This window comes from Rahnella sp. AA, from assembly GCF_002834385.1.
GTDB lineage: Bacteria > Pseudomonadota > Gammaproteobacteria > Enterobacterales > Enterobacteriaceae > Rahnella.
In genome coordinates, this window is the sequence record NZ_PITQ01000016.1 from 20,963 (window position 1) to 45,812 (window position 24,850).

General features: G+C 53.0%; 20 protein-coding genes. 13 read left to right on the plus strand and 7 right to left on the minus strand.

From position 1 onward, the window contains the following. The first annotated feature begins 75 nt into the window (after positions 1 to 75). On the plus strand, positions 76 to 1,227 hold the full coding sequence (argE, locus tag CWS43_RS25080) for an acetylornithine deacetylase (protein ID WP_101079878.1): 1,152 nt from the start codon (positions 76 to 78) through the stop codon (positions 1,225 to 1,227). A 288-nt stretch (positions 1,228 to 1,515) separates the two neighbouring features. After that, positions 1,516 to 4,161, plus strand: coding sequence for a phosphoenolpyruvate carboxylase (gene ppc / locus CWS43_RS25085; protein WP_101079879.1), 2,646 nt, complete (start codon positions 1,516 to 1,518; stop codon positions 4,159 to 4,161). A 56-nt stretch (positions 4,162 to 4,217) separates the two neighbouring features. Here ppc and CWS43_RS25090 read toward each other — a convergent pair whose 3' ends face one another. The 4 genes from CWS43_RS25090 to metB form a co-directional block, all read right to left on the minus strand. Then, positions 4,218 to 4,583, minus strand: a complete 366-nt coding sequence (locus CWS43_RS25090) for a hypothetical protein (protein WP_101079880.1) — start codon at positions 4,581 to 4,583, stop codon at positions 4,218 to 4,220. 212 nt (positions 4,584 to 4,795) lie between these two features. Continuing rightward, positions 4,796 to 5,704, minus strand: coding sequence for a methylenetetrahydrofolate reductase (gene metF, locus CWS43_RS25095; protein ID WP_101079881.1), 909 nt, complete (start codon positions 5,702 to 5,704; stop codon positions 4,796 to 4,798). A 238-nt stretch (positions 5,705 to 5,942) separates the two neighbouring features. After that, complete coding sequence (locus tag CWS43_RS25100; RefSeq protein WP_101079882.1) at positions 5,943 to 8,378, minus strand: bifunctional aspartate kinase/homoserine dehydrogenase II; 2,436 nt, start codon at positions 8,376 to 8,378, stop codon at positions 5,943 to 5,945. 2 nt (positions 8,379 to 8,380) lie between these two features. Further along, positions 8,381 to 9,541 (minus strand): cystathionine gamma-synthase, encoded by a 1,161-nt coding sequence (gene metB / locus CWS43_RS25105; RefSeq protein WP_101079883.1) that lies wholly within the window; start codon positions 9,539 to 9,541, stop codon positions 8,381 to 8,383. Positions 9,542 to 9,871: 330 nt separating this feature from the next. Here metB and metJ point away from each other — a divergent pair, with 330 nt between their 5' ends. Continuing rightward, positions 9,872 to 10,189, plus strand: a complete 318-nt coding sequence (gene metJ / locus CWS43_RS25110) for a met regulon transcriptional regulator MetJ (protein ID WP_004392248.1) — start codon at positions 9,872 to 9,874, stop codon at positions 10,187 to 10,189. A gap of 171 nt (positions 10,190 to 10,360) precedes the next feature. Here metJ and rpmE read toward each other — a convergent pair whose 3' ends face one another. Further along, positions 10,361 to 10,573, minus strand: a complete 213-nt coding sequence (rpmE, locus tag CWS43_RS25115) for a 50S ribosomal protein L31 (protein ID WP_101079884.1) — start codon at positions 10,571 to 10,573, stop codon at positions 10,361 to 10,363. A 201-nt stretch (positions 10,574 to 10,774) separates the two neighbouring features. On the opposite strand from rpmE, the gene priA reads away from it, so the two are divergent. The 7 genes from priA to rraA all read left to right on the plus strand — a co-directional run bounded on the left by priA (position 10,775) and on the right by rraA (position 18,853). Then, a complete protein-coding gene (gene priA, locus CWS43_RS25120; RefSeq protein ID WP_101079885.1) occupies positions 10,775 to 12,970 on the plus strand; it encodes a primosomal protein N' in 2,196 nt (731 codons plus the stop codon). Between the two features lie 203 nt (positions 12,971 to 13,173). Beyond that, entirely contained in the window at positions 13,174 to 14,202 is a 1,029-nt protein-coding gene (gene cytR / locus CWS43_RS25125) for a DNA-binding transcriptional regulator CytR (RefSeq protein WP_101079886.1), read from the plus strand. 99 nt (positions 14,203 to 14,301) lie between these two features. After that, positions 14,302 to 15,231, plus strand: coding sequence for a cell division protein FtsN (gene ftsN, locus CWS43_RS25130; protein ID WP_101079887.1), 930 nt, complete (start codon positions 14,302 to 14,304; stop codon positions 15,229 to 15,231). A 115-nt stretch (positions 15,232 to 15,346) separates the two neighbouring features. Further along, a complete protein-coding gene (gene hslV / locus CWS43_RS25135; protein WP_056774599.1) occupies positions 15,347 to 15,877 on the plus strand; it encodes an ATP-dependent protease subunit HslV in 531 nt (176 codons plus the stop codon). An 11-nt stretch (positions 15,878 to 15,888) separates the two neighbouring features. Next, positions 15,889 to 17,223 carry an HslU--HslV peptidase ATPase subunit gene (hslU, locus tag CWS43_RS25140; protein ID WP_101079888.1) on the plus strand — a complete coding sequence of 445 codons (1,335 nt, stop codon included), beginning with the start codon at positions 15,889 to 15,891 and terminating at the stop codon, positions 17,221 to 17,223. A gap of 97 nt (positions 17,224 to 17,320) precedes the next feature. Next, positions 17,321 to 18,247 carry a 1,4-dihydroxy-2-naphthoate polyprenyltransferase gene (locus CWS43_RS25145; protein ID WP_101079889.1) on the plus strand — a complete coding sequence of 309 codons (927 nt, stop codon included), beginning with the start codon at positions 17,321 to 17,323 and terminating at the stop codon, positions 18,245 to 18,247. A 120-nt stretch (positions 18,248 to 18,367) separates the two neighbouring features. Further along, positions 18,368 to 18,853 (plus strand): ribonuclease E activity regulator RraA, encoded by a 486-nt coding sequence (gene rraA, locus CWS43_RS25150; protein WP_013577584.1) that lies wholly within the window; start codon positions 18,368 to 18,370, stop codon positions 18,851 to 18,853. Positions 18,854 to 18,917: 64 nt separating this feature from the next. Here the strand turns inward: rraA and zapB are convergent, their stop codons facing one another. After that, on the minus strand, positions 18,918 to 19,157 hold the full coding sequence (gene zapB / locus CWS43_RS25155; RefSeq protein WP_101079890.1) for a septal ring assembly protein ZapB: 240 nt from the start codon (positions 19,155 to 19,157) through the stop codon (positions 18,918 to 18,920). 586 nt (positions 19,158 to 19,743) lie between these two features. On the opposite strand from zapB, the gene CWS43_RS25160 reads away from it, so the two are divergent. From CWS43_RS25160 to glpX, 3 genes are all read left to right on the plus strand, one after another. Further along, on the plus strand, positions 19,744 to 20,592 hold the full coding sequence (locus CWS43_RS25160) for an MIP/aquaporin family protein (RefSeq protein ID WP_101079891.1): 849 nt from the start codon (positions 19,744 to 19,746) through the stop codon (positions 20,590 to 20,592). Positions 20,593 to 20,637: 45 nt separating this feature from the next. Beyond that, the gene (gene glpK / locus CWS43_RS25165) at positions 20,638 to 22,161 is read left to right on the plus strand and encodes a glycerol kinase GlpK (RefSeq protein ID WP_101079892.1); all 1,524 of its coding nucleotides are present in this window, start codon (positions 20,638 to 20,640) and stop codon (positions 22,159 to 22,161) included. A 142-nt stretch (positions 22,162 to 22,303) separates the two neighbouring features. Next, positions 22,304 to 23,314, plus strand: coding sequence for a class II fructose-bisphosphatase (gene glpX / locus CWS43_RS25170; protein ID WP_101079893.1), 1,011 nt, complete (start codon positions 22,304 to 22,306; stop codon positions 23,312 to 23,314). A 55-nt stretch (positions 23,315 to 23,369) separates the two neighbouring features. Here the strand turns inward: glpX and emrD are convergent, their stop codons facing one another. Continuing rightward, a complete protein-coding gene (gene emrD, locus CWS43_RS25175) occupies positions 23,370 to 24,563 on the minus strand; it encodes a multidrug efflux MFS transporter EmrD (protein ID WP_101079894.1) in 1,194 nt (397 codons plus the stop codon). Positions 24,564 to 24,850 lie beyond the last annotated feature (287 nt).

Sequence of the window (24,850 nt, forward strand, 5' to 3'; positions counted from 1 at the left end):
CGCACTGGCTTATTGTATTTTTATTCACAATTATTGCATGAATATGAATACTACCCTAACTAAAGGCTGTCAACAGTGAAGATGAAATTACCTCCTTTTATTGAGCTCTATCGGGCGTTAATCGCAACCCCTTCCATCAGCGCAACGGACGCTGCTTTGGACCAGAGCAATGAGACGCTAATCCATTTACTGGCAGGCTGGTTCGGTGATTTAGGCTTCAACGTTGAAGTGCAACCCGTTCCAGGCACACGCAACAAATTCAATATGTTAGCCAGCACCGGTCACGGAGCAGGCGGCTTACTGCTGGCCGGTCATACCGACACCGTTCCGTTCGATGACGGACGCTGGACGCGCGATCCTTTCACCCTCACGGAGCATGAAAATAAGCTCTATGGTTTGGGTACTGCCGACATGAAAGGTTTCTTCGCGTTTATCCTCGATTCGCTGCGTGATGTCGATCTGACCAAACTGACTAAACCGCTGTATATTTTAGCGACGGCGGATGAAGAAACGACGATGGCCGGTGCCAGTTATTTCTCCAAAAACGCGAAAATTCGTCCGGACTGCGCAATCATCGGCGAACCGACCTCGCTCAAGCCGGTTCGTGCACACAAAGGCCATCTGTCCAACGCCATCCGCATCACCGGTCAGTCCGGCCATTCCAGCGATCCGTCGCGCGGCGTGAACGCCATCGAACTGATGCACGAGTCGATTACCCATCTGATGACGTTGCGCAATACGCTGAAAACCCGTTACAACCACAGTGGTTTTGTGATCCCGTATCCAACCATGAACTTCGGTTATATCAACGGCGGCGACGCGCCAAACCGTATTTGTGCCTGCTGCGAAATGCACATGGATATCCGCCCGCTGCCGGGCCTGACGCTGGCCGATATCAACGGATTGCTTAACGAAGCGCTGGAGCCGGTCAGCCAGCGCTGGCCGGGGCGTCTCGCCATCGAAGAACTGCATCCGCCGATCCCGGGTTATGAATGCCCGCCGGATCACCCGCTGGTTCAGGTGGTGGAAAAGCTGCTGGGTGTAGAAACCGAAATCGTTAACTACTGCACCGAAGCGCCGTTCATTCAGGAACTGTGTCCGACACTGGTTCTGGGGCCGGGTTCTATCGATCAGGCGCACCAGCCAGATGAATATATTGATACCGCGTTCATAAAACCGACACGCGAGCTGATTTCTCAGGTGGTTCATCACTTCTGTTACCACTGATCCTGAATCAGGGTTGATGAAGAAACAATCAGGGCGCTTCCGGGCGCCCTTTGATACTGTACAAATGATGGATTAGCCAAACTGATATCGTCGCTGTTGTAATTAAATTTCAGCGACATCGCCAAAAAGACCATTTTTAACGTGAGTGATCAGGTGTTTTTAGGTTAAAACAGGTGCGGCATTTAAAAAGTATGGCCAGGTTGGCGGGTGAACGGGGCATGAATGCCTGACGGGTGAAAGTTATTTACAGAATATAAAAATCAAACGAGAGAACGGGTCAGAGGTGATATGAACGAACAATATTCCGCAATGCGAAGTAATGTCAGTATGTTAGGTAAATTGCTGGGCGACACGATCAAAGATACGTTGGGAGAACATATCCTGGATCGTGTTGAAAAAATCCGTAAGTTGTCCAAATCCTCACGTGCAGGAAATGATGCTGATCGTCAGGAATTGCTGTCAACGCTGCAAAATCTCTCGAATGATGAGTTGTTGCCTGTTGCCCGTGCTTTCAGCCAGTTCCTGAATTTAGCCAACGTAGCCGAGCAATATCACAGCATTTCGCCACACGGCGAGGCGGCCAGCAATCCTGAAGCTCTGGCGCAATTGTTCGATCGTCTGAAATCCAAGAATCTCTCTGAACAACAATTACGTGACGCCGTTGACCAGCTTTCTATCGAACTGGTGCTGACCGCGCACCCGACAGAAATTGCCCGTCGTACGCTGATCCACAAACTGGTGGAAGTGAACAACTGCCTCAAACAACTCGACCATAACGATCTGGCCGATTACGAGCGCAAACAAATTATGCGCCGTCTGCGTCAGCTGATTGCACAGTCATGGCACACCGACGAAATCCGCAAGAACCGCCCTTCTCCGGTTGATGAAGCCAAATGGGGTTTTGCCGTTGTCGAGAACAGCCTGTGGGAAGGCGTGCCCGCTTTTCTGCGTGAACTGAATGAACAGCTGGAAACATCACTGGACTACAAAATGCCAGTGGAATCCGTACCGGTACGTTTCACGTCCTGGATGGGCGGTGACCGTGATGGTAACCCGAATGTGACCGCCGATATCACCCGCCACGTTCTGCTGCTGAGCCGCTGGAAAGCGACTGATCTGTTCCTGCGCGACATTGCCGTGCTGGTATCAGAGCTGTCGATGACAGAATGTACGCCAGAGCTGCGTGAACTGGCGGGGGGGGCGGATATCATCGAGCCGTACCGCGAAATTATGAAACAACTGCGTGCTCAGCTGACGAATACCCAGGTTTATCTGGAAGCCCGCCTCAAAGGTGAGCGAGTCGCGCGTCCGCACGATTTACTGGTGAAAAACGATCAGCTGTGGGCACCGCTCTATGCCTGCTATCAGTCATTGCTGGCCTGCAACATGGGCATCATCGCCAACGGTCAGTTACTCGATACTTTGCGCCGCGTACGCTGCTTCGGTGTGCCGCTGGTGCGTATCGATGTGCGCCAGGAAAGCACCCGTCACACCGAGGCTATCGCTGAAATCACCCGCTATCTGGGGCTGGGGGATTATGAAAGCTGGTCGGAATCGGATAAACAAGCCTTCCTGATCCGTGAACTTAATTCACAGCGTCCGCTGGTGCCACGCCACTGGGAACCGAGCGCCAACACCAAAGAAGTGCTCGATACCTGCCAGGTTATCGCAGAAGCGCCGGAAGGCTCTATCGCCGCTTACGTCATTTCTATGGCACGTACACCGTCTGACGTGCTGGCCGTACATTTACTGCTTAAAGAAGCCGGTTGTCCGTTCCCGATGCCGGTTGCACCGCTGTTCGAAACGCTGGATGACCTGAACAACGCCGACGACGTGATGAAGCAATTGCTGAGCATCGACTGGTACCGTGGTTTCATTCAGGGCAAACAGATGGTGATGATTGGCTATTCCGATTCTGCGAAAGATGCAGGCGTGATGGCGGCATCGTGGGCGCAATATCGCGCGCAAGATGCACTGATCAAAACGTGCGAGAAAGCGGGAATTGCTCTGACTCTGTTCCACGGACGTGGTGGCTCGATTGGCCGTGGCGGTGCGCCTGCACAGGCTGCGTTGCTGTCCCAGCCTCCGGGTAGCCTGAAAGGCGGCCTGCGCGTGACCGAACAGGGCGAGATGATACGCTTCAAATTTGGCCTGCCGGAAGTCACCATCAGCAGCCTGGCGCTGTACACCTCCGCTATTCTGGAAGCCAATCTGTTGCCGCCGCCTGAGCCGAAAAAAGCCTGGGTGGACATCATGGAACAACTGTCTGACGTTTCCTGTAAAATGTACCGTGGCTATATCCGCGAGAATAAAGATTTCGTTCCTTACTTCCGTGCCGCCACGCCGGAGCAGGAACTGGCCAAGCTACCGCTGGGATCACGCCCGGCGAAACGTAAAGCCAGCGGGGGCGTTGAAAGCCTGCGTGCAATCCCGTGGATTTTCGCCTGGACGCAAAACCGTCTGATGCTTCCCGCCTGGCTGGGCGCAGGTGCAGGTCTGCAGGCCGTGGTCGATGAGGGTAAACGCGATGAGCTGGAAACCATGTGTCGCGACTGGCCGTTCTTCTCAACCCGTATCGGGATGCTGGAAATGGTATTCGCCAAAGCCGACCTGTGGCTGGCGGAATACTACGATCATCGTCTGGTAGAAAAAGAATTGTGGCCGCTGGGCCAGCAACTGCGCAGCCAGCTTGCCAGCGATATTAAAGTGATTCTGGCGATCTCCAACGACGACCATCTGATGGAAGATTTGCCGTGGATTGCAGAATCTATTGCGCTGCGTAACGTCTATACCGACCCGCTGAACGTGTTGCAGGCTGAATTACTGCACCGCTCCCGCGATCTGGAAAAAGAAGGTAAGCAGGATGCTAACGTAGAGCAGGCGTTGATGGTGACGATTGCTGGCGTGGCAGCGGGTATGCGTAATACCGGTTAAATATGTCGGAAAATAAAAAACCGGCGAAAGCCGGTTTTTTTGTGCCGCAAAAAACGTTAAACAGCCGGATTCTGGCGCAGACTTGGCAGTGTATTATTATCATTCAAAATAACGCCCAGGGCAGCAGCAGCCGTTTTGTTCTCCATATCGCTACCGGAGAACACAAAACCTTGTTTCAGCAGGTTGGTCGAATAGTACTTGTTGTACATAAAGGACCAGACCAGAGAAATAAATAAGCCACCTAATCCCAGAGTCAGGAACCCGATAATTGCCGCAACAATAAAGACGCCAATAAAGGTAATAAAATCCTTTCTGAACAACGCCGGAAATGCGCCAAAAAACAGGGTCGTCCATGAATAACCGTAGAATGCTGTTTTGATCTCACCCGTTTTCGGGTTGGTCATTGTGAATTTCGTTGCCATGAGTAATTCCTTTACCAAAAAGTTAACAAGAGATTTAACTCATGAATGAAATATCCCGCCAGACAAGCATCCGGATAAATGATTATTTCAATTTGAGTTACAGACAGAATACCAAAAGTTTATCGGCAGCATAGAGCTAAACTTTAATCAGCTCCCTAAAAACAAAAACCGGCACTCAGGCCGGTTGATCAGATGAAGGCAAATATCCTTATTTATGCCCGTACAGGGATGGCTGCCTCAGGGCGAACACCCAGCGTATGGCAAATCGCATAGCTCATTTCGGCACGGTTCAGGGTATAGAAATGGAAGTCCTTCACACCTTCGCGGCTGAGGATTTTCACCATGTCCATCGCGATATTTGCGCCGACCATTTTGCGGGTCTCTGCGTCATCGTCCAGCCCCTCAAACTGGCTGTTCATCCAGTGCGGTACACGTACGTTGGTCATGGTGGCAAAACGGGTCAGTTGCTTGAAATTAGAAACCGGCAGAATGCCCGGTACGATTTCCACATCAATGCCCTGACCTGCACAGCGGTCACGAAAACGCAGATAACTTTCTACGTCAAAGAAAAACTGTGTGATAGCGCGATTGGCACCGGCATCAATTTTACGCTTCAGGTTAATCAGGTCTGCCTGCGCGCTTTTGGCTTCCGGATGCACTTCCGGGTAAGCCGCCACGGAAATATCGAAATCGCCCACTTCTTTGAGAAGCTGAACCAGATCGGTTGCATACATATCCGGCTTACCACCGCCCGCCGGTAAATCCCCGCGCAGCGCCACGATATGGCGGATACCGCTTTCCCAGTAATCCTGCGCAATCTGGCGCAACTCATCGCGAGTGGCATCGACACAGGTCAGGTGCGGAGCCGCTTCCAGGCCGGTGCGCTCTTTGATGCCTTTGATGATGCTGTGCGTGCGATCGCGCTCACCGGAGTTAGCACCGTAAGTGACGGACAGAAATTTAGGCCTGAGGCTGCTGAGACGGTCAATGGAGCTCCACAACGTATCTTCCATCTCACTGGTGCGAGGCGGGAAAAATTCGAAAGAAACGTTAATCTGCCCCTGTAACTCAGCCAGATTCTGATTCAGCGCTTCGCGCTGGTTTGCGTGGAAAAAGCTCATAAACACTACCTCATGGAACACTGCGTTTGATTATGTTCGTTATAATGGACGTTTGGACGTCTAAACGTATAGATAGAAAATGACGGAAAGCAGGGAAAGTGTCAACGTTAAAATGATGGCAGGGAATGATTAATCTTCACGCAATTTGAAATAATTTCACGTTGGGGATTTTTGCTACAAGGAGGTGAGAAAAAGTCAGAGAAGGCTCCTTCTTCTTTGCGGAAGAAGGAGCAAAAAATTAAAGCAGCTGAGTCAAACGGTTAAGGTCAGATTGCAAGGCACCCGCGGTGACATCACGACCCGCACCCGGCCCGCGGATAACCAGCGGGTTATCGCGATACCAGCGGCTTTCGATAGCAAATACGTTATCGCACGGCAACAATGCAGCCAGAGGATGATCCTCACGCACCGCTTCAACGCCGACGCGCGCTTTGCCGTTGGCATCGAAACGCGCCACGTAACGCAACACCAGGCCCATTTCCCGCGCGGCTTCCAGGCGCTGAAGCATTTGCTGATTCAGCGCTTCACCGTCTTCAAAAAACTGATCGACAGAGCCGCTTGCACAACCTTCCGGCACCAGAGACTCCACGCGAACCTGCGTCGGCTCGATGTCATAACCGGCTTCTCGCGCCAGGATCACCAGCTTACGCATCACGTCCTGACCGGATAAATCGTCACGTGGATCCGGCTCCGTCAGCCCCTGCTGCCACGCTAAATCGACCAGCTCAGTGAACGGCAGCGTGCCGTCAAACTGCAGGAACAGCCAGGATAACGTGCCGGAGAAAATACCGCTGATCGCCAGAATACTGTCGCCGCTTTCACGCAAATCACGCACGGTATGGTTCACCGGCAGCCCCGCTCCGACGGTCGCGTTATACAACCAGTGACTGTCGGTTTTGGAGAATGCATCGCGGATCTGGCGATATTTATGAGTACCCGATGCACCAGCCAGTTTATTCGCGCTGATCACATGGAAACCGTAGCTGGCGAAATCCAGATACTGATCGGCCAGTTCTGCGCTGGCCGTGACATCCAGCACAACTAAATCATCATAAGGGTGCGCACGCATCCACAGGAACAGTGATTCTTCATCATGCGCCTGTGATTCGTCGTCAAAGAAAGCCAGCGCACGGCTGGCATCCAGCCCTTCGTAATTGAGCAAACTGCGTTTGCTGTCGACCACGCCGGCCAGCACAAACTCAAAACCGCTACGGGCGGAAATATTCTTTTGTTCACGGGCGAACAGTTCCAGCCAGCGTGAACCGATGTTGCCTTTCCCGAACAGCATCAGGCCGATTTGCTTTTCCGCGCGGAACAGCGTTTTGTGCAACCCCTGAATCAGATGCGCCGTCGGGCCGATACGCAGTACAGCCACCAGACTGATGCCATCTTCGGCTTGCCAGATAAATTCAACCGGCTGATCTTTCATTTCCTGATAAAAACGATGGCTGTGCAGCGGATTTTTACACACGCCAGCACCGACCAGCGCCACCAGCGCAAGCCCTTCACGCAGCGTCAGTCGGCCAGGCAATGCCGCATCTTCCAGCACCTGTAGCGCGCTGCCTGCCACCTCGGAGGTGTAGCACAGTTGCAGTAAATTGCGGTCAGGATGGATGCCGGTACACAGGGGTTTAATCTGCGCACGCTTAAGCAGCAGCTCAACATCTTTCTGCGCCAGCGCAAAATCGTGGCCGGAAGGGATGACCATTTCGATCAAACAAATATCGTCGTGGCTGGTGACAATTTTTGCACCAGTCCCGGAAGCGAGCACACGCTCAATGCGCGTCGAGCCTTGTTCCGGCTGGTAGCTGCAACGCAGCTGTAAGTCGATATCGCTGCCTGAAACCGGCTGTAAGGTACGGGTGTGCAGCACCGGGGCGGCCAGACGTGCCAGTTCGCTGGCTTCATCGAGACGCAATAACGGCAACAGACAGGCATCTTTCACTTTACGCGGGTCAGCACTGTAAACACCGGCCACGTCGCTCCAGATAGTCACCCGGCTGGCATTAGCCAGTGCGCCGATTTGGGTCGCAGAATAGTCACTCCCGTTGCGGCCCAGCAGAACGGTTTCACCGGCGTCACTGCGGGCGATAAACCCGGTTACCACCAGATATTGCTGGGGATGTTGTGCGATAAGCTGCTGCAGGAGGGGATAAGAACGGCCTTCATCCACCTGAGGCTGAGCCGCGCGCTCAGCACGCAGGAATTCACGCGCATCCAGCCAGGCAGCCGGTAGTTCGAGTTTGCACAACACGGCAGACATCAACCGGGCAGACCAGACTTCACCATGCCCGACCACTTCTGCATAAATCGCATCCGTCACTTTGCCATCAAGCAAAACAGCCAAACGTTCAAGGTCATGAATAAAAGAAGCAATAAGCGGTTCGGCCATTTCGGGCGGCAACAGGCCGGTTATCAAATCACTCTGATACCGGCGCAGGGCCTGCTGAACCTGATGTGCGGAAATTCTGTCAGTCTGGCTTAGTTTCAGCCAGCTGATGAGCTGATTGGTTGTGCTCCCTGCCGCCGACACGACCATCATGTCGCCCGGCTTTGCGTATTCCGCCATAATTCCTGCGACGCGCAGGTAACATTTCACGTCGGCCAGGCTGCTGCCACCAAATTTGTGCAACTGCCGGCTTCCCGCCGGCGCTGCAACCGCTATTGCATTCATACTTACCTCGTTGCCACTGACTGGAATGCGTGTTCCAGGTCAGCAATCAAATCTTCGCTGTCTTCAAGACCTACAGAAATACGGAGCAAGCTGTCAGAAATCCCGGCGGCTTTACGCGCTTCCGGCGCCATGCCAGCGTGTGTCATGGTTGCCGTATGAGAGATCAGGCTTTCGACGCCTCCCAGAGATTCTGCAAGGGTAAATAACTTCAATTCTTTCAGGAAATGACGCAACTGCGCTTCATCTCCGTTAAATTCAAAACTGATCATGGCACCGAAACCACGTTGCTGACGGCGGGCAATTTCATGCCCCTGGTTTTCCGGCAGCGACGGATGATACAGCTTTTTGACCTGTGACTGTTTCTGTAAATACGCCACAATCGCCAGCGCATTTTCTTGCTGTTGTTTCACACGAACCGTTAACGTACGCAAACCACGCAATAACAGATAGCTGTCAAAAGCCGCCGCGGTAACGCCAATATTATTCGCCCACCACGCCAGTTCTGTCGCATGTTCTGCGGTCTTAGATATTACCGTACCCGCGACCACATCAGAATGCCCATTCAGATATTTCGTACAAGAATGCACGACTAAATCTGCCCCCAGCTTCAGCGGGTTTTGCAACGCCGGGCTGAGGAAAGTGTTATCCACCACGGTCAGCGCGCCAGCCGCCTGAGACGCAGCACAAATAGCCTCGATATCGACCACGCGCAGCAGCGGGTTGCTTGGAGATTCAATCAGCACCAGTTTTGGTTTTTCCTTCAGCGCTTCGGCCAGTGCCTGCGGATCACCCTGGTCAACGAACAGCACGCGGTACGCACCACGCTTGCTCAGGCTGTCGAACAGGCGATAGCTGCCGCCGTAGCAGTCGTGCGGCGCAACCAGCAAATCGCCAGGTTTGAGAAACACTGTACACACAAGATGAATTGCGGACATCCCGCTGCTGGTGAGCACCGCGCCAGCCCCGCCTTCCAGGTCTGCCAGCGCACGCTGAGCAATATCACGCGTCGGGTTTCCGCGTCGTGAATAGTCATGGGCTCTCGGCTGATTGAAATCTTCGAAGTTGTAAGTGCTGGAAAGGGCGATAGGCGGAACTACACAACCATATTGCTGATCATTGTTCAGGCCACTGCCCACGGCAATGGTGGCTTGCTTGTGCGTCATAATCGTTTCTTCCTGACGAAATGCGGAGAATGAGGATGTAAAGAGTACCCTCCCGGGGTTATGGACGTCAATACATCTGGACATCTAAACTTCTTTGCGTATAGATTGAGCAACAGAGCAATACCCGCTAAAATTATGGCGTTAATGAAAATGTCAGGCAGCCTCGTCGCGCCGGGTAGTTAAGCGCAAGGCGACAAAATGAACAATGCCGCAAGGATTTTTGTAAGATATCCCTGTCAAATTCCGACATTTACTTAGTGAGAACAGTGAAAATCGGGCATAATCACGCGGTTTTCAGAATTTTATTTTTTGATAAATTTAAGGTGTCCCATGGCTGAGTGGAACGGCGAATATGTCAGCCCTTACGCTGAACACGGTAAGAAAAGCGAACAAGTTAAGAAAATCACGGTATCTATTCCGCTGAAAGTCCTGAAGATTCTCACCGATGAACGCACCCGTCGCCAGGTGAATAACCTGCGTCATGCGACCAACAGTGAATTATTGTGTGAAGCTTTCCTGCATGCCTTCACCGGTCAGCCTTTGCCGAATGACGAAGACCTGCGTAAAGAACGCAGTGACGAAATCCCGGAAGCAGCGAAGATCCTGATGCGTGAACTGGGTGTTGATCCTGATACCTGGGAATATTGACCGCAGGGTCAGAAAGGTATGCTGAAAGACCGTGCGAACCCGTCGCGCGCTTTTTCAGTGTATTTGCAGGAACTGAACGTTAGTGAGAAAGAAGTTTTGTCTGGCGGGAAGTTAAAACGGCAGGCAACAAAAAAGGCGCCAAAGGCGCCTTTTTTTGCTCTCAAGCGATGCTTATTTGCTGCTTGGAACGCTGAAACGCTTGTTGAAGCGGTCAACGCGGCCACCGGTAGCCACTTCACGTTGCTTACCAGTGTAGAACGGGTGGCATTCGCCACAAACGTCCAGGTTCAGATCGTGACCCACAGTTGAGTGAGTTTTGATAACGTTACCGCATGAGCAAGTTGCAGTAACTTCTACATATTTAGGGTGAATACCTTGTTTCATGGAAAACCTCTTCTTAAGGCCGCGTCGCTATCCAACCCTGTTCTGTCAGACACCACGCGTAGTGGATGATAGGCTTTGAGTGCGAAATGCACCAAAGGCGGCGAATCATACAGAATCTCTGAGAACCGCGCAATGATGTTCATGCATTTCGAAGCACGCAGTGTACACTATCTCGTCATTTTTTTATAGTCTGGATCCACAATGCCTGTTGCCCACGTTGCTTTGCCTGTACCGCTTGCCCGCACTTTCGACTATCTGTTACCTCCTGGAATGCAGGTTGCTCAGGGTTGCCGGGTCAGTGTGCCTTTTGGTAAACGCGACGCGGTCGGTATTGTCGTTAACGTCAGTAATTCCAGTGATTTCGGTCTGGAAAAGCTGAAACCTGTCCGCGAAGTGCTCGATCATTCCAGCCTGTTCACCGCCGATTTGTGGCGCATTCTGCTCTGGGCTGCCGACTATTACCATTATCCGATTGGCGAAGTGTTGTTTCATGCATTGCCGGTCTTGCTGCGTCAGGGGAAACCCGCTGAACTGACACCGCTCTGGCAATGGTTTGCCACCGAACAGGGGCGCGCCACGCCGCTCGACAGCCTGAAACGTGCGCCAAAGCAGCAACAGGCGATGGCGGCGCTGATTCAAAAACCGCTGTATCGCCATCAGGTTGCTGACCTCGATCTGACCGAAACGGCCCTGCAGGCACTGCGGGCGAAAGGACTGACGGATTTACGCAGCATCGCGCCCGCCACCCAGGACTGGCGTAAAGATTTCTCCGTCGTCGGCGAACGCCTGCGTCTTAACACCGAACAGGCCACCGCCGTCGGCGCTATCCGTAGCGAAGATCAGCAGTTTTCAGCCTGGTTGCTGGCCGGGGTAACCGGCTCGGGTAAAACCGAAGTGTATCTGAGCGTGCTGGAAAATATTCTCGCACAAGGTCGCCAGGCGCTGGTGATGGTGCCGGAAATCGGCCTGACGCCGCAAACCATCGCGCGTTTTCGCGAACGTTTCAGCGCACCGGTTGATGTCTTGCATTCCGGTCTCAACGATAGCGAGCGGCTTTCCGTCTGGCTGCGGGCACGTAATGGCGAAGCCGGGATTGTGATCGGCACGCGCTCCTCGCTGTTCACGCCTTTTGCGCGTCTGGGTGTCATCATTATCGATGAAGAACACGACAGCTCTTATAAGCAGCAGGAAGGCTGGCGTTATCACGCGCGGGATCTCGCGGTGTATCGCGCCCATGCGGAAAACATTCCTATTATTATGGGCTCGGCAACGCCTGCGCTGGAAACGCTGCATAACGTGGAGCTGGGTAAATATCGCCAGCTGAAGCTGACCAAGCGTGCCGGCAACGCTAAACTCGCGCGACAGAACTTGCTCGATTTGAAAGGAATGCAGCTGAAAGTCGGGCTATCGCAACCGCTGATTCAGAAAATGCAGGAACACCTGAAAGCCGACAATCAGGTCATGCTGTTCCTCAACCGCCGCGGCTATGCGCCAGCCCTGCTCTGCCATGAATGTGGATGGATTGCTGAATGCCAGCGTTGCGATCACTATTACACGCTGCATCAGAATCAGCGCCAGCTGCGTTGCCACCACTGCGACAGCCAGCGTGCCGTGCCACATCAGTGCCCGCATTGCGGCTCAACGCAGTTGGTGTCCGTCGGCGTCGGCACCGAGCAGCTGGAAAATGAACTGGCGCCGCTGTTCCCGAATACGCCAATCACCCGCATCGACCGTGATACCACCAGCCGAAAAGGCTCGCTGGAGCAGCACCTCAATGAAGTCCATCGCGGCGGCGCACGTATTCTTATTGGCACGCAGATGCTGGCAAAAGGGCATCACTTCCCGGATGTCACGCTGGTCTCGCTGCTGGACGTTGACGGCGCGCTGTTCTCGGCTGATTTCCGCTCAGCAGAACGTTTTGCCCAGCTTTATACTCAGGTTTCGGGCCGTGCTGGTCGTGCAGGCAAGCAGGGCGAAGTGGTCCTGCAAACGCATCACCCTGAACATCCGCTGTTGCAGGTGTTGTTGCAGCAAGGCTACGACGAGTTCGCCAGACAAACACTGGCCGAACGTAAAAGCGTTTTCCTGCCTCCTTATACCAGCCACATTATGATCCGCTCTGAAGATCACGATAACCAGCAGTCAGCGCTGTTCCTCCAGCAATTACGCAATCTGCTGGAATCCAGCCCGCTGAAAGATGATTCTCTGTGGATTTTAGGGCCGGTTCCCGCATTACAGGCCAAACGCAGCGGACGGTTCCGCTGGCAACTGCTGTTGCAGCATCCTTCGCGCCGCGTTTTGCAACATCTGATCAAAAGCTCTCAGCCGCTGATTGCCAGCCTGCCGCAGGCTAAAAAAGTCAAATGGACGCTGGATGTGGACCCGATTGACAGTTGATCCTTAAGATAAATCCGCATAAGTAGTCAGGATTTTTGCGTGATGGATCGAAAAAAGCATCTGCATCACACTTTTGATGCAAATTAGGTAACAAATCCTACTCACATTCTGTTTAGAATGTGATGAGCTACACAGCATGGGTAGCCAGGTGAGGAATGTTGATGTTGTTGTGTCAGTTTGATGCTGTTGCAAGGAGAGATGCGTTGGATCACAAGAAAGAATTACCCGCCGCGACAATGAAAGATGTGGCAGAACAGGCAGGCGTTTCAACAGCAACGGTATCCCGAGCGTTAATGAACCCAGAGAAAGTCTCCGCCTCTACCCGTCAGAAGGTCGATCAGGCGGTGATGGCCGTGGGTTACTCACCTCATGCTTTGTCCCGCAATCTGAAACGCAATGAATCACGCACCATTCTGGTGATCGTCCCGGACATCTGCGATCCGTTTTTTGCCGACCTGATCCAGGGGATCGAGCGCACTGCGGCTGAAAGCGGCTATCTGGTGCTGATCGGCGACTGCGCTCAGCAAAACCAGCAGGAAAAAACCTTCATCAATCTGATCATCACCAAACAGATTGATGGCATGTTGCTGCTCGGTTCCGATTTACCTTTCGATGCCAGCAAAGAAGAACAACGCAACCTGCCGCCGATGGTGATGGCCAATGAATTTGCGCCTGAGCTGGAACTGCCGACGGTTCACATCGATAACCTGACTGCTGCGTTTGAAGCGGTGCTTTATCTGCTGAATCTGGGCCATCAGCGTATTGCCTGTATCGAAGGGCCGAAACATATGCCGCTGTGCCAGTACCGCTCACAAGGTTATGTGCAGGCGCTGCGCCGCAACGGGATCAGCGTTGAAAACGCACTGACCGCTCAGGGTGATTTTAGCTACGAATCCGGCGCACAGGCGGTTACCGAGCTGATGGCGCTACCTTCTCCGCCAACCGCTATCTTCTGCCATAACGATATTATGGCCATCGGTGCGATGTTCCAGGCAAAGAAGATGGGTCTGCGTATTCCGCAGGATTTATCGGTTGTCGGCTTCGATGATATCAAAGCCAGCCAGTATACCGACCCTCCGCTAACCACCGTTGCACAACCAAGATTCCAGCTTGGCCGTCAGGCCATGTTATTATTACTTGAGCAGTTACAGGGAAATCCGGTACAAAACGGCTCACTGCTGCTTGAAAGTGAACTGGTTGTGCGCGAAAGCACTTCCGCCCCGGGAGCGTGAACCCGTTTTTATGCTGTTTAGCAGTTTTAATTTCAGTAAATGTGCAGGGTTAAGTAACATGACGCACTTCTTCAATCATTACGACACAGCGAAACGATAGTGGCACAAAGAGACTATGTAAGCCGTGGGCGCTCAGGAGCGCGGCGGAAAAGTACCAGCCGGAGTAAAAAACGCAGTTCCACAACGATCTCCAAAACCATGGTGGTACTGGCCGTTGCGGTACTGGTGGTCTTCGTTGGTGGCCTCTATTTTATTGCGCACAATAAACATGAAGAAGCGGCTGTGATGCCAACGCATCCTGTCCGTCCAGGTAACGGATTGCCGCCTAAACCAGAAGAACGCTGGCGCTATATTAAAGAGCTGGAAAACCGCCAGATGGGCGTTACCACGCCGACAGAACCGACAGCGGGCGGACAGGTTGAATCCAAAACACAATTAACGCCAGAGCAACGCCAACTGCTCGACCAGATGCAGGCTGATATGCGTCAGACGCCAACACAGCTGTCTGAAGTGCCATACAACGACCCGAATCAGGCAACACAAACACATATGCTGCCGGCACAGCGTCAGGCCCAACAGCAACAGCAAACGGTTCAAACTCAACCGCGTCAGGTCCAACCGCAACCGACGTATACGCCGCAAACACAACCGGTTCGTGCACCGCAGGCTCAGGCGCAAACACAGCCTGTTCAGCCGAAACCAAAGCCGCAGGTGAAAGAGCCGGTGAAAGAAGCACCGAAAGCACAGCAGCCGGCGGCGATTACTGAGGCTGCCCCGGAGAAACCGAAAGCGCAGGAAAAAACCCAGCACTTTATGGTTCAGTGCGGATCATTCAAAGGCACCGACCAGGCTGAATCGCAGCGTGCAAAGCTGGCATTCGAAGGGTTTGAAGGCCGGATCACCACCGGCGGTGGCTGGAATCGCGTCGTAATTGGCCCGTATAACAGCCGCTCAGGCGCTGACAGTACCTTATCCCGCCTGAAGAGCGCAGGCATCTCCGGTTGCATTCCCCTCGCAACCGGGGGTTGAAAACCCGTAACCCTTCCCCAATCTATACTTTCAATATGCCCCGTAAGCTTGTGAGACACGCGAAGTGTCCCACAAGCCTGCGGGGATCTTTTCCGTCTGCAACGAGGAACCGCTCGTGACAACAATTGTAAGTGTACGCCGCAACGGCAAGGTCGTTATCGGTGGTGATGGCCAGGCCACATTGGGAAATACCGTCATGAAGGGCAACGTCAAAAAAGTACGTCGCCTGTACAACGACAAAGTGATCGCAGGCTTTGCCGGCGGTACTGCTGATGCTTTCACGCTGTTTGAGCTGTTCGAACGCAAACTGGAAATGCACCAGGGCCATCTGGTGAAGGCTGCCGTTGAGCTGGCAAAAGACTGGCGAACTGACCGCATGTTGCGTCGCCTCGAAGCCCTGCTGGCTGTCGCGGATGAGAATGCATCCCTCATCATCAGCGGTAACGGTGATGTAATTCAGCCTGAAAATGATTTGATCGCCATCGGCTCCGGTGGCCCGTATGCACAAGCTGCTGCCCGTGCATTGCTGGAAAACTCAGAACTTGGCGCACGTGATATCGTGGAAAAATCGCTGAGCATTGCGGGTGACATCTGTATCTACACCAACCAATTCCACACCATCGAAGAATTGTCTTCTAAAGCGTAAGGATCGAAATTATGTCTGAGATGACCCCGCGCGAGATTGTCAGCGAGTTAGACAGCTACATCATCGGCCAGGATAAAGCGAAACGCGCTGTCGCGATCGCCCTGCGTAACCGCTGGCGCCGTATGCAGCTTGATGAAGCGCTGCGCCACGAAGTCACCCCAAAAAATATTCTGATGATCGGCCCGACCGGTGTCGGTAAAACCGAAATTGCCCGCCGTCTGGCGAAGCTGGCCAACGCGCCGTTCATCAAGGTTGAAGCGACCAAATTCACCGAAGTCGGATATGTCGGTAAAGAAGTGGATTCTATTATCCGTGATCTGACCGACGCCGCTGTGAAAATGGTGCGCTTGCAATCTATCGAGAAAAACCGCTACCGCGCCGAAGAAATGGCCGAAGAACGTATTCTCGACGTGCTGATCCCACCGGCGAAAAATAACTGGGGGCAGGCAGACGAAACGCAGGAACCTTCTGCCGCACGCCAAAACTTCCGCAAGAAACTGCGCGAAGGCCAGCTCGACGATAAAGAAATCGAAATCAATCTGGCCTCTGCGCCAATGGGCGTTGAAATCATGTCCCCTCCGGGCATGGAAGAAATGACCAACCAGCTACAGTCAATGTTCCAGAACATGGCCAGTCAGAAACAGAAACCGCGCAAACTGACAATCAGGGAAGCATACAAGCTCCTGGTTGAAGAAGAAGCGGCAAAACTGGTGAATCCGGAAGAGCTGAAAGAACAGGCGATTGAAGCCGTTGAACAGCACGGTATTGTGTTCATCGATGAGATCGACAAAATTTGTAAACGCGGCGGTCAAAGTTCCGGCCCGGACGTTTCCCGTGAAGGCGTTCAGCGTGACCTGCTGCCGCTGGTGGAAGGTTGTACTGTTTCGACTAAACACGGCATGGTGAAAACGGACCACATTCTGTTTATCGCTTCCGGCGCATTCCAGACCGCCAGCCCGTCAGATCTGATCCCTGAATTGCAGGGGCGTCTGCCGATCCGGGTGGAACTGCAAGCGCTGTCGACAGAAGACTTCGAACGCATCCTGACAGAACCGAGTGCATCGCTGACGCATCAATACAAAGCATTGATGGCCACCGAAGGCGTGAGTATTGATTTCACGGCTGACGGCATCCGTCGTATTGCAGAAGCCGCATGGCAGGTGAACGAAACCACCGAGAACATTGGTGCGCGCCGGCTTCATACCGTTCTGGAGCGTCTGATGGAAGATATCTCCTATGACGCCAGCGAAAGTAACGGAATCTCCATAAACATTGATGCAGATTATGTTAGAAGCCATCTTGATCAACTGGTAGCTGATGAAGATCTGAGCCGTTTTATCTTATAATTTGCTCATACGTTCCGAAAGTGATCTTCAGGGAGGCGTTTGCCTCCCTGAGTTTTTTGGGATTTCGGACTGACTGTTCACCTGAGCGAAACCATCTATGAGCACAATGACTCCCTGCACCCCGACGACGCCCACCCGCGCCTGGCTCGAAAGTTTACGTCCTAAAACACTTCCTCTGGCCTTTGCCTCTATCGTGATGGGTTCTGCCATCGCCAGCCTGCAAGGCGTTTTCCATCCTCTTATCGCGCTGCTGGCATTGCTGACCGCCGGGTGTCTGCAAATTCTGTCAAATCTGGCAAATGATTACGGTGATGCAGAAAAAGGCAGCGATACACCCGATCGCGTCGGGCCTTTACGCGGAATGCAAAAAGGGTTGATCACCGCAGCGCAAATGAAGCGTGCCATCATCCTGACGATTGCGCTGACCATCATTTGCGGTATCGCACTTATCGCTGTGGCATGCCATAAACCCAGTGACGTTGCGGGGTTCCTGATCCTCGGGCTGCTTTCGATTGGTGCCGCCATTACCTATACCGTCGGCACCCGCCCTTATGGCTACATGGGTCTGGGCGATATTTCCGTGTTGATTTTCTTTGGCTGGATCAGCGTCGCTGGCACCTTCTATTTGCAGGCAGGCTATTTCGACTGGATAGTCATGTTACCGGCGACGGCAACGGGCTTGCTCTCCACGGCTGTACTTAATATCAATAATTTGCGCGATATCGAAACCGACAGCGCCAACGGCAAAAATACCCTGGCCGTACGTCTCGGGCCAGCGAATGGGCGTCGTTACCACACCACGCTTCTGGCCGGCGCCTTAGTATGCCTGATCATTTTCTCTGCCATGCATTTACACCGCTGGACCGGCTGGCTGTTCATTCTGGCGATTCCGATGCTGGTCAAACATGTCATACGTGTAATGAAAGCGAAAACTTCTGCTGAAGTACGCCCATTGCTGGAACATATGGTGAAAGCAGCGTTACTCACCAATATCTTGTTTGCATTAGGTCTGTTGCTGCACTGAGTCAAGTTGGCCTGACGTGCGTTTATCAGGTCACTTTTCACATTTAACAATTGATGATTTTGCCAACATCCGCCGGAAAGGGATATACTGAACACTCATGCAGCAACCAGATGAAATCCTATGAAATACGATACTTCCGAACTTTGCGACATCTACCATGAAGAAGTGAATGTCGTCGAACCCCTGTTCTCCAACTTTGGCGGCCGTACTTCATTTGGCGGGCAAATCACGACAGTGAAATGCTTCGAAGATAATGGCTTGCTTTATGACTTGCTGGAAGAAAATGGCCGTGGTCGCGTATTAGTCATTGATGGCGGTGGCTCTGTTCGTCGCGCGTTGCTGGATGCCGGTCTGGCACGCCTGGCATTGCAAAACGAATGGGAAGGCATCGTGATTTATGGTGCAGTCCGTCAGGTTGACGATCTGGAAGAGCTTGATTTAGGCATCCAGGCGATGGCCGCTATCCCGGCAGGTGCGGGTAGTGAAGGGATTGGTGAAAGCGATATTCGTGTTAATTTCGGCGGTGTCACCTTCTTCTCCGGCGACCATTTGTATGCCGATAATACCGGCATTGTGCTGTCAGAAGACCCGCTCGATATCGAATAATCTTGCGCTTTCAGCGACAAAAAAGGACGCATTTGCGTCCTTTTCTATTTTCAGGCCGAAGTCATCAGACTTCTTCCATTTTTCCCAGCAGAGCACGCAGACGATCCTGCCATACATGCTGTTCTTCTTTCAGCTGTGCATTTTCACGCACCAGCGCTTCATGATTGCCGCTGGCCTGCTGAACTTCCTGAGACAGGGTGTTGTTCTGTTCTTTCAGTTCTTCGATTTCCATCTGTAACAGAGTAATGGTATCGATCGCTTGCTGAACTTTAGCTTCTAATTTCTCAAATACTTCAAATGACATTTTCGGTCCCCTTATGTTCGCAAGGCGCACATCTTATATTCTGCCGCATCGTCCGGACACGGCTCAAAAATTCCTGCACGCTGCCGATTTCTATAATAAATTCAAACCAAAATCGCGGCTGAACCACATAAAACCGGCAGGTGTCTCAACGGGTGATTGTATGTAGCCAGCTTTGCCCTGTCTAGCAAGAACCCCTTTTAGCACGCAGTCTGTTGCAATTTTACAGTGTCGGGTATCAGGAAATGCTTAAAAAGCAGCGTCACTCACCAGAAATCCCGCTTAGTACCGAATAACCTTATTCACTCCATTGTTATAGGTCGGGATGATGGCATTCGCCAAACGCGTCGGATAACAGTAAATCGTCGGCTTTTTATCGGTCAGGTAAGCCCAAAAATACGCGAAATCGCTCATTTTTATGACACAACACACAAATTTTGATTTCGCTATTTCTCGTTTATGCTCGTTAACGATAAATTCACATTACGTTCTCATTTAATGATGAACGTCTAAATCCGATTACGTTCACGTACTACATACTAGAAAAACTATAACTAACCATTAACATCATCCTTAGCAGGATCAAACTATGAGCCAAACCATGAGTTCCACATTAAAAGGTCAGTGCATCGCTGAGTTTCTGGGTACCGGGCTTATCATTTTCTTTGGTGCGGGTTGTGTCGCAGCACTGAAACTTGCCGGAGCATCCTTTGGCCAGTGGGAAATCAGTATCGTCTGGGGGTTTGGTGTGGCAATGGCCATTTACCTGACCGCAGCGATTTCAGGTGCACACCTGAATCCGGCTGTAACCATCGCTTTATGTCTGTTTGCAAACTTTGAAGGACGCAAAGTTCTGCCTTACATTATCGCGCAGGTCGCAGGTGCCTTCTGCGCCGCCGCGCTGGTTTACGGGCTTTACTACAATCTGTTTTACGATTTCGAGCAAACTCACAACATGGTGCGCGGCAGCGTAGACAGCCTGAGCCTTGCCGGGATCTTCTCGACGTATCCAAACCCGCATATCAGCGTATTGCAGGCATTCCTGGTCGAAACCGTGATCACCGCAGTACTGATGGCACTGATCCTCGGCCTGACTGACGATGGCAACGGCTTACCGCGTGGCCCATTAGCACCACTGCTGATCGGCATCCTGATCGCTGTTATCGGTGCCTCAATGGGGCCGCTGACCGGATTCGCCCTTAACCCGGCGCGTGACTTCGGTCCTAAGCTTTTCGCCTACTTCGCCGGCTGGGGCAAAGTCGCTTTCACCGGTGCACGCGATATCCCGTATTTCCTGGTACCGATTTTCGGCCCGCTGGTTGGTGCAGCACTGGGCGCTGCCGGTTATAAGGCTCTGATTAGCCGACATTTGCCAAACCAAATTAATGTGCCAGCAGAAGATAAAGCTCCACAGCCAACCAAACAGCGCAAAGCCTGATCGGCTAAACTGTTCCACCGCTTACTTATTCGCAGGATGAATACTATGTCAGCAGATACGACTCACGAAAAAAAATACATTGTCGCACTCGACCAGGGTACGACCAGTTCGCGCGCAGTAGTTCTGGATCACGATGCCAACATCGTCAGCGTGTCGCAGCGCGAATTCACCCAGATCTACCCTAAATCTGGCTGGGTTGAGCATGACCCGATGGAAATCTGGTCCTCACAAAGCTCAGTGCTGGTTGAAGTGCTGGCGAAAGCTGACATTAATTCCGATCAGATCGCCGGTATCGGTATCACCAACCAACGTGAAACCACCATCGTGTGGGAAAAAGAAACCGGCAAGCCGATTTATAATGCGATTGTGTGGCAATGTCGTCGTACTGCTGATATCTGCGAAAAGCTGAAAAAAGACGGAATGGAAGAGTACATCCGTCACAACACCGGTCTGGTGGTTGACCCGTACTTCTCCGGCACCAAACTGAAATGGATCCTCGATAACGTCGAAGGCTCCCGTGAGCGTGCTAAACGCGGTGAACTGCTGTTCGGGACTGTCGACACCTGGCTGGTCTGGAAAATGACCCAAGGACGCGTTCACGTTACGGATTACACCAACGCATCACGTACCATGCTCTTCAACATCCGTGATTTGAAATGGGATGAACGCATGCTCGAAGCGCTGGATATTCCGCGTGAAATGCTGCCGGAAGTCCGCCCTTCTTCTGAAATTTATGGTCAGACTAACATCGGTGGTAAAGGCGGTACGCGTATTCCCATCGCCGGTATCGCCGGTGACCAGCAGGCGGCGTTGTACGGACAGCTGTGCGTACAGCCGGGTATGGCGAAAAATACCTACGGCACGGGCTGCTTCCTGTTGATGAACACCGGTACCGAAGTTGTAGAATCGAAAAATGGCCTGCTGACCACTATCGCCTGCGGCCCGCGCGGTGAAGTGAACTATGCACTGGAAGGCGCGGTGTTCGTGGGTGGCGCATCGATTCAATGGCTGCGTGATGAACTGAAACTGATCAGCGACGCGACTGATTCAGAATACTTTGCCGGTAAAGTGAAAGACACCAACGGCGTTTATGTCGTACCCGCCTTCACCGGCCTTGGCGCACCTTACTGGGACCCGTATGCCCGTGGCGCAATCTTCGGTCTGAGCCGTGGTGCAAACAGCAACCACATTATTCGCGCAACGTTGGAATCTATTGCTTACCAGACCCGCGATGTTCTGGATGCAATGCAGGCTGACTCAGGTGCACGCCTGCAGGCACTGCGCGTTGACGGCGGTGCGGTTGCCAATAACTTCCTGATGCAGTTCCAGTCTGACATTCTCGGCACCCGCGTTGAGCGCCCTGAAGTGCTGGAAGTCACTGCGCTGGGTTCGGCTTTCCTTGCAGGTCTGGCCGTCGGTTTCTGGAACGATCTGGAAGAAGTCCGCAGCAAAGCCACTATCGAACGTGAATTCCGCCCAAGCATTGAAACGACGGAACGTAATGTCCGCTACAAAGGCTGGCAGAAAGCGGTGGCACGCGTTCGTTCGTGGGAAGATCACGACGAGTAATCCCGTCAGTTTTACGCCAACACCTTTTATGAAACTCCCCACCCGGGGAGTTTTTTTATACGCCTTTCTCACTGTGCTAAAATCTGCGGCACAGATGAGCCTCGCCTCACCGCCCTCTTTTTTTCTTTCTACAGGCTTTCCAATGAAACGTGAATTAGCAATTGAGTTCTCCCGCGTGACCGAAGCAGCCGCACTCGCCGGTTATAAATGGTTGGGCCGTGGCGATAAAAATCTCGCCGATAACGCGGCTGTTCAGGCCATGCGCATCATGCTCAATAAAGTCGATATCGACGGCACCATCGTGATTGGTGAAGGTGAAATCGATGAAGCGCCGATGCTGTATATCGGTGAAAAAGTGGGTACCGGCAACGGTGATGCCGTCGATATCGCCGTTGACCCGATTGAAGGCACGCGCATGACCGCAATGGGTCAGTCCAATGCGCTGGCCGTACTGGCGGTAGGCGACCAGGGTTCTTTCCTCAACGCGCCTGACATGTACATGGAAAAAATTGCCGTCGGGCCAGGCGCGAAAGGCGCTATTAATCTGAACCTGACGCTGGCGGAAAATCTCGCGAATATCGCCGCCGCGCTGAACAAACCACTGACCGAACTGACCGTCGCCGTGCTGGCGAAACCGCGTCATGATGATGCCATCCGTGAAATGCTTGCAGCCGGAGTGCGTGTATTCGCTTTCCCGGACGGCGATGTGGCGGCGACTATTCTGACCTGCATGCCGGAAAGTGAAGTTGACGTACTTTACGGGATTGGCGGCGCACCTGAAGGCGTGATCTCTGCGGCCGTTATCCGTGCTCTGGATGGCGATATGCAAGGGCGTTTACTGGCGCGTCATGACGTCAAAGGAGATACGCCGGACAACCGCCGGATTGGCGAAGAAGAGTTAGCGCGCTGTAAAACGATGGGTATCGAAGCCGGGAAAGTACTGCTGCTCGATGATATGGCACGCAACGACAACGTGATTTTCTCTGCGACCGGGATCACCAAAGGCGATCTGCTGGAAGGCATCAGCCGTCAGGGAAATATGGCGACCACCGAAACGCTGCTGATCCGCGGTAAATCCCGCACTATCCGCCGCATCCGTTCAACGCATTATCTTGACCGCAAAGACGCCGCGCTGCACGAATTTATTATCTGATCTACAGCCTGCCGGTCATCAATAAGCAGGGCTTTTTCGCCCTGCTTTTTTCATTTCAGGCCACGTGGCCTTCATGCTGGCTGCGGTTCGACATCGGCCACCAGCACAGCAAAATCAACACGGCCATCGCAAACATCAGCAGGCCCAGGCTGAACTGACCGGTTTGCGGCAACATGGCCGACATCCACGCCACCAGCCCTGACCCCATATTCTGCAAACCGCCCACCAGCGCCCCTGCGGCACCCGCCAGATACGGGAATGGCTCCATCGCACCGGTCGTCGCCAGCGGGAACAACATACCCGCGCCGAAGAAAAACAAAGACGCGGGCACGATCAGTGTCCAGATATTCATGATGCCCAGCCAGCCGGGGATCCACATCAATAACCCCGCCAGCAGACAGCTGATGACCGAATGCCACATCAGTTGCTGGAAACTTTTCTCCGTGCGCCCGGCATACCAGGCGCCAAAAAACGCGGCGGGGATTGGCAGGATAAACAGAATGCTGACCATTACGCCGCTCAGCCCCAATACACCGCCCATCAGCACGCCGCAGCTGGCTTCAAAGACCGCCACACCCGCCAGCGCACCCACCAGCATCACCAGATAACGGCTGAAATTGGCGTCTGCCAGCAGTAAACGCAGGCTGCTGAGCATCTTGCGCGGCGGATGGTCGGCGGTAAATTCCGGGCGGGTTTCCGGTAACCAGCAGTACATCGAAAATGCAACGCCCGAGCATAGAATCAGCAGAAATCCGAAACTCGCCCGCCAGCCTAACCACGCAGCCAGCGCGCCACCGATAACCGGCGCTAACAGCGGGCTGACCAGAATCCCCATATTCAGCAAACTGTTGGCGTGGCGCAAAGCACCGCCGCTGTATAAATCACGCGGCATGGTTCTCGCCATCACACCCGCTACGCCGGTGCCAAGCCCCTGCACGGCGCTGGCGGCAATCAGCATATTCAGGCTGGAAGACATCATCGCGCCCGCCGCGCCAATCAGGAAAATCATCAGGCCGGTGAGGATCACCGGTTTGCGCCCCACGTTGTCGGACAACGGGCCGTAAATCAGCTGCGAGCCGCCGTACGTCAGCAAATAAGCGGCCATAACGCGCTGCACGGCCCCCGGTTTGACGGCCAGACTGGTCGCCATATCCGCGATGTTCGGCACATAAATGGTCTGCGCCATCTGACCGACCGCCACCAGCAAAACCAGCATCACAAGCAGGTGAATATTTTCCAGATTTTTCATTTTTCAGTTCGTTATCAGATGGAGAAGAAAAAGTGCAGAACAAATAACCAGCAAAACCGCCGATAATACGGCGGCGCATAAGTTAACAAATTCAGATGAATAAGCGAGGGGGACGGCAAACTCTCCGGATATTTTGCTGGCAGCGGCAGGAGCCAGATCTGTAACGCAGAATGTACAGAAATCCATACCAGCTAACGGATGCAAAACAGGCTGATAACATTTAACCGATAAGGGATCCGAAAAATTTGAAATAAAATCAGCGCATAAATTCGCTATGCATGACGAAA

Excerpts from the sequence above, each read along its gene's own strand:
- ppc (WP_101079879.1), top strand. The coding sequence starts at position 1,516 with ATGAACGAACAATATTCCGCAATGCGAAGTAATGTCAGTATGTTAGGT.
- CWS43_RS25090 (WP_101079880.1), bottom strand. The coding sequence starts at position 4,583 with ATGGCAACGAAATTCACAATGACCAACCCGAAAACGGGTGAGATCAAA.
- metF (WP_101079881.1), bottom strand. The coding sequence starts at position 5,704 with ATGAGCTTTTTCCACGCAAACCAGCGCGAAGCGCTGAATCAGAATCTG.
- CWS43_RS25100 (WP_101079882.1), bottom strand. The coding sequence starts at position 8,378 with ATGAATGCAATAGCGGTTGCAGCGCCGGCGGGAAGCCGGCAGTTGCAC.
- metB (WP_101079883.1), bottom strand. The coding sequence starts at position 9,541 with ATGACGCACAAGCAAGCCACCATTGCCGTGGGCAGTGGCCTGAACAAT.
- metJ (WP_004392248.1), top strand. The coding sequence starts at position 9,872 with ATGGCTGAGTGGAACGGCGAATATGTCAGCCCTTACGCTGAACACGGT.
- rpmE (WP_101079884.1), bottom strand. The coding sequence starts at position 10,573 with ATGAAACAAGGTATTCACCCTAAATATGTAGAAGTTACTGCAACTTGC.
- priA (WP_101079885.1), top strand. The coding sequence starts at position 10,775 with ATGCCTGTTGCCCACGTTGCTTTGCCTGTACCGCTTGCCCGCACTTTC.
- hslU (WP_101079888.1), top strand. The coding sequence starts at position 15,889 with ATGTCTGAGATGACCCCGCGCGAGATTGTCAGCGAGTTAGACAGCTAC.
- CWS43_RS25145 (WP_101079889.1), top strand. The coding sequence starts at position 17,321 with ATGAGCACAATGACTCCCTGCACCCCGACGACGCCCACCCGCGCCTGG.
- rraA (WP_013577584.1), top strand. The coding sequence starts at position 18,368 with ATGAAATACGATACTTCCGAACTTTGCGACATCTACCATGAAGAAGTG.
- zapB (WP_101079890.1), bottom strand. The coding sequence starts at position 19,157 with ATGTCATTTGAAGTATTTGAGAAATTAGAAGCTAAAGTTCAGCAAGCG.
- CWS43_RS25160 (WP_101079891.1), top strand. The coding sequence starts at position 19,744 with ATGAGCCAAACCATGAGTTCCACATTAAAAGGTCAGTGCATCGCTGAG.
- glpK (WP_101079892.1), top strand. The coding sequence starts at position 20,638 with ATGTCAGCAGATACGACTCACGAAAAAAAATACATTGTCGCACTCGAC.
- glpX (WP_101079893.1), top strand. The coding sequence starts at position 22,304 with ATGAAACGTGAATTAGCAATTGAGTTCTCCCGCGTGACCGAAGCAGCC.
- emrD (WP_101079894.1), bottom strand. The coding sequence starts at position 24,563 with ATGAAAAATCTGGAAAATATTCACCTGCTTGTGATGCTGGTTTTGCTG.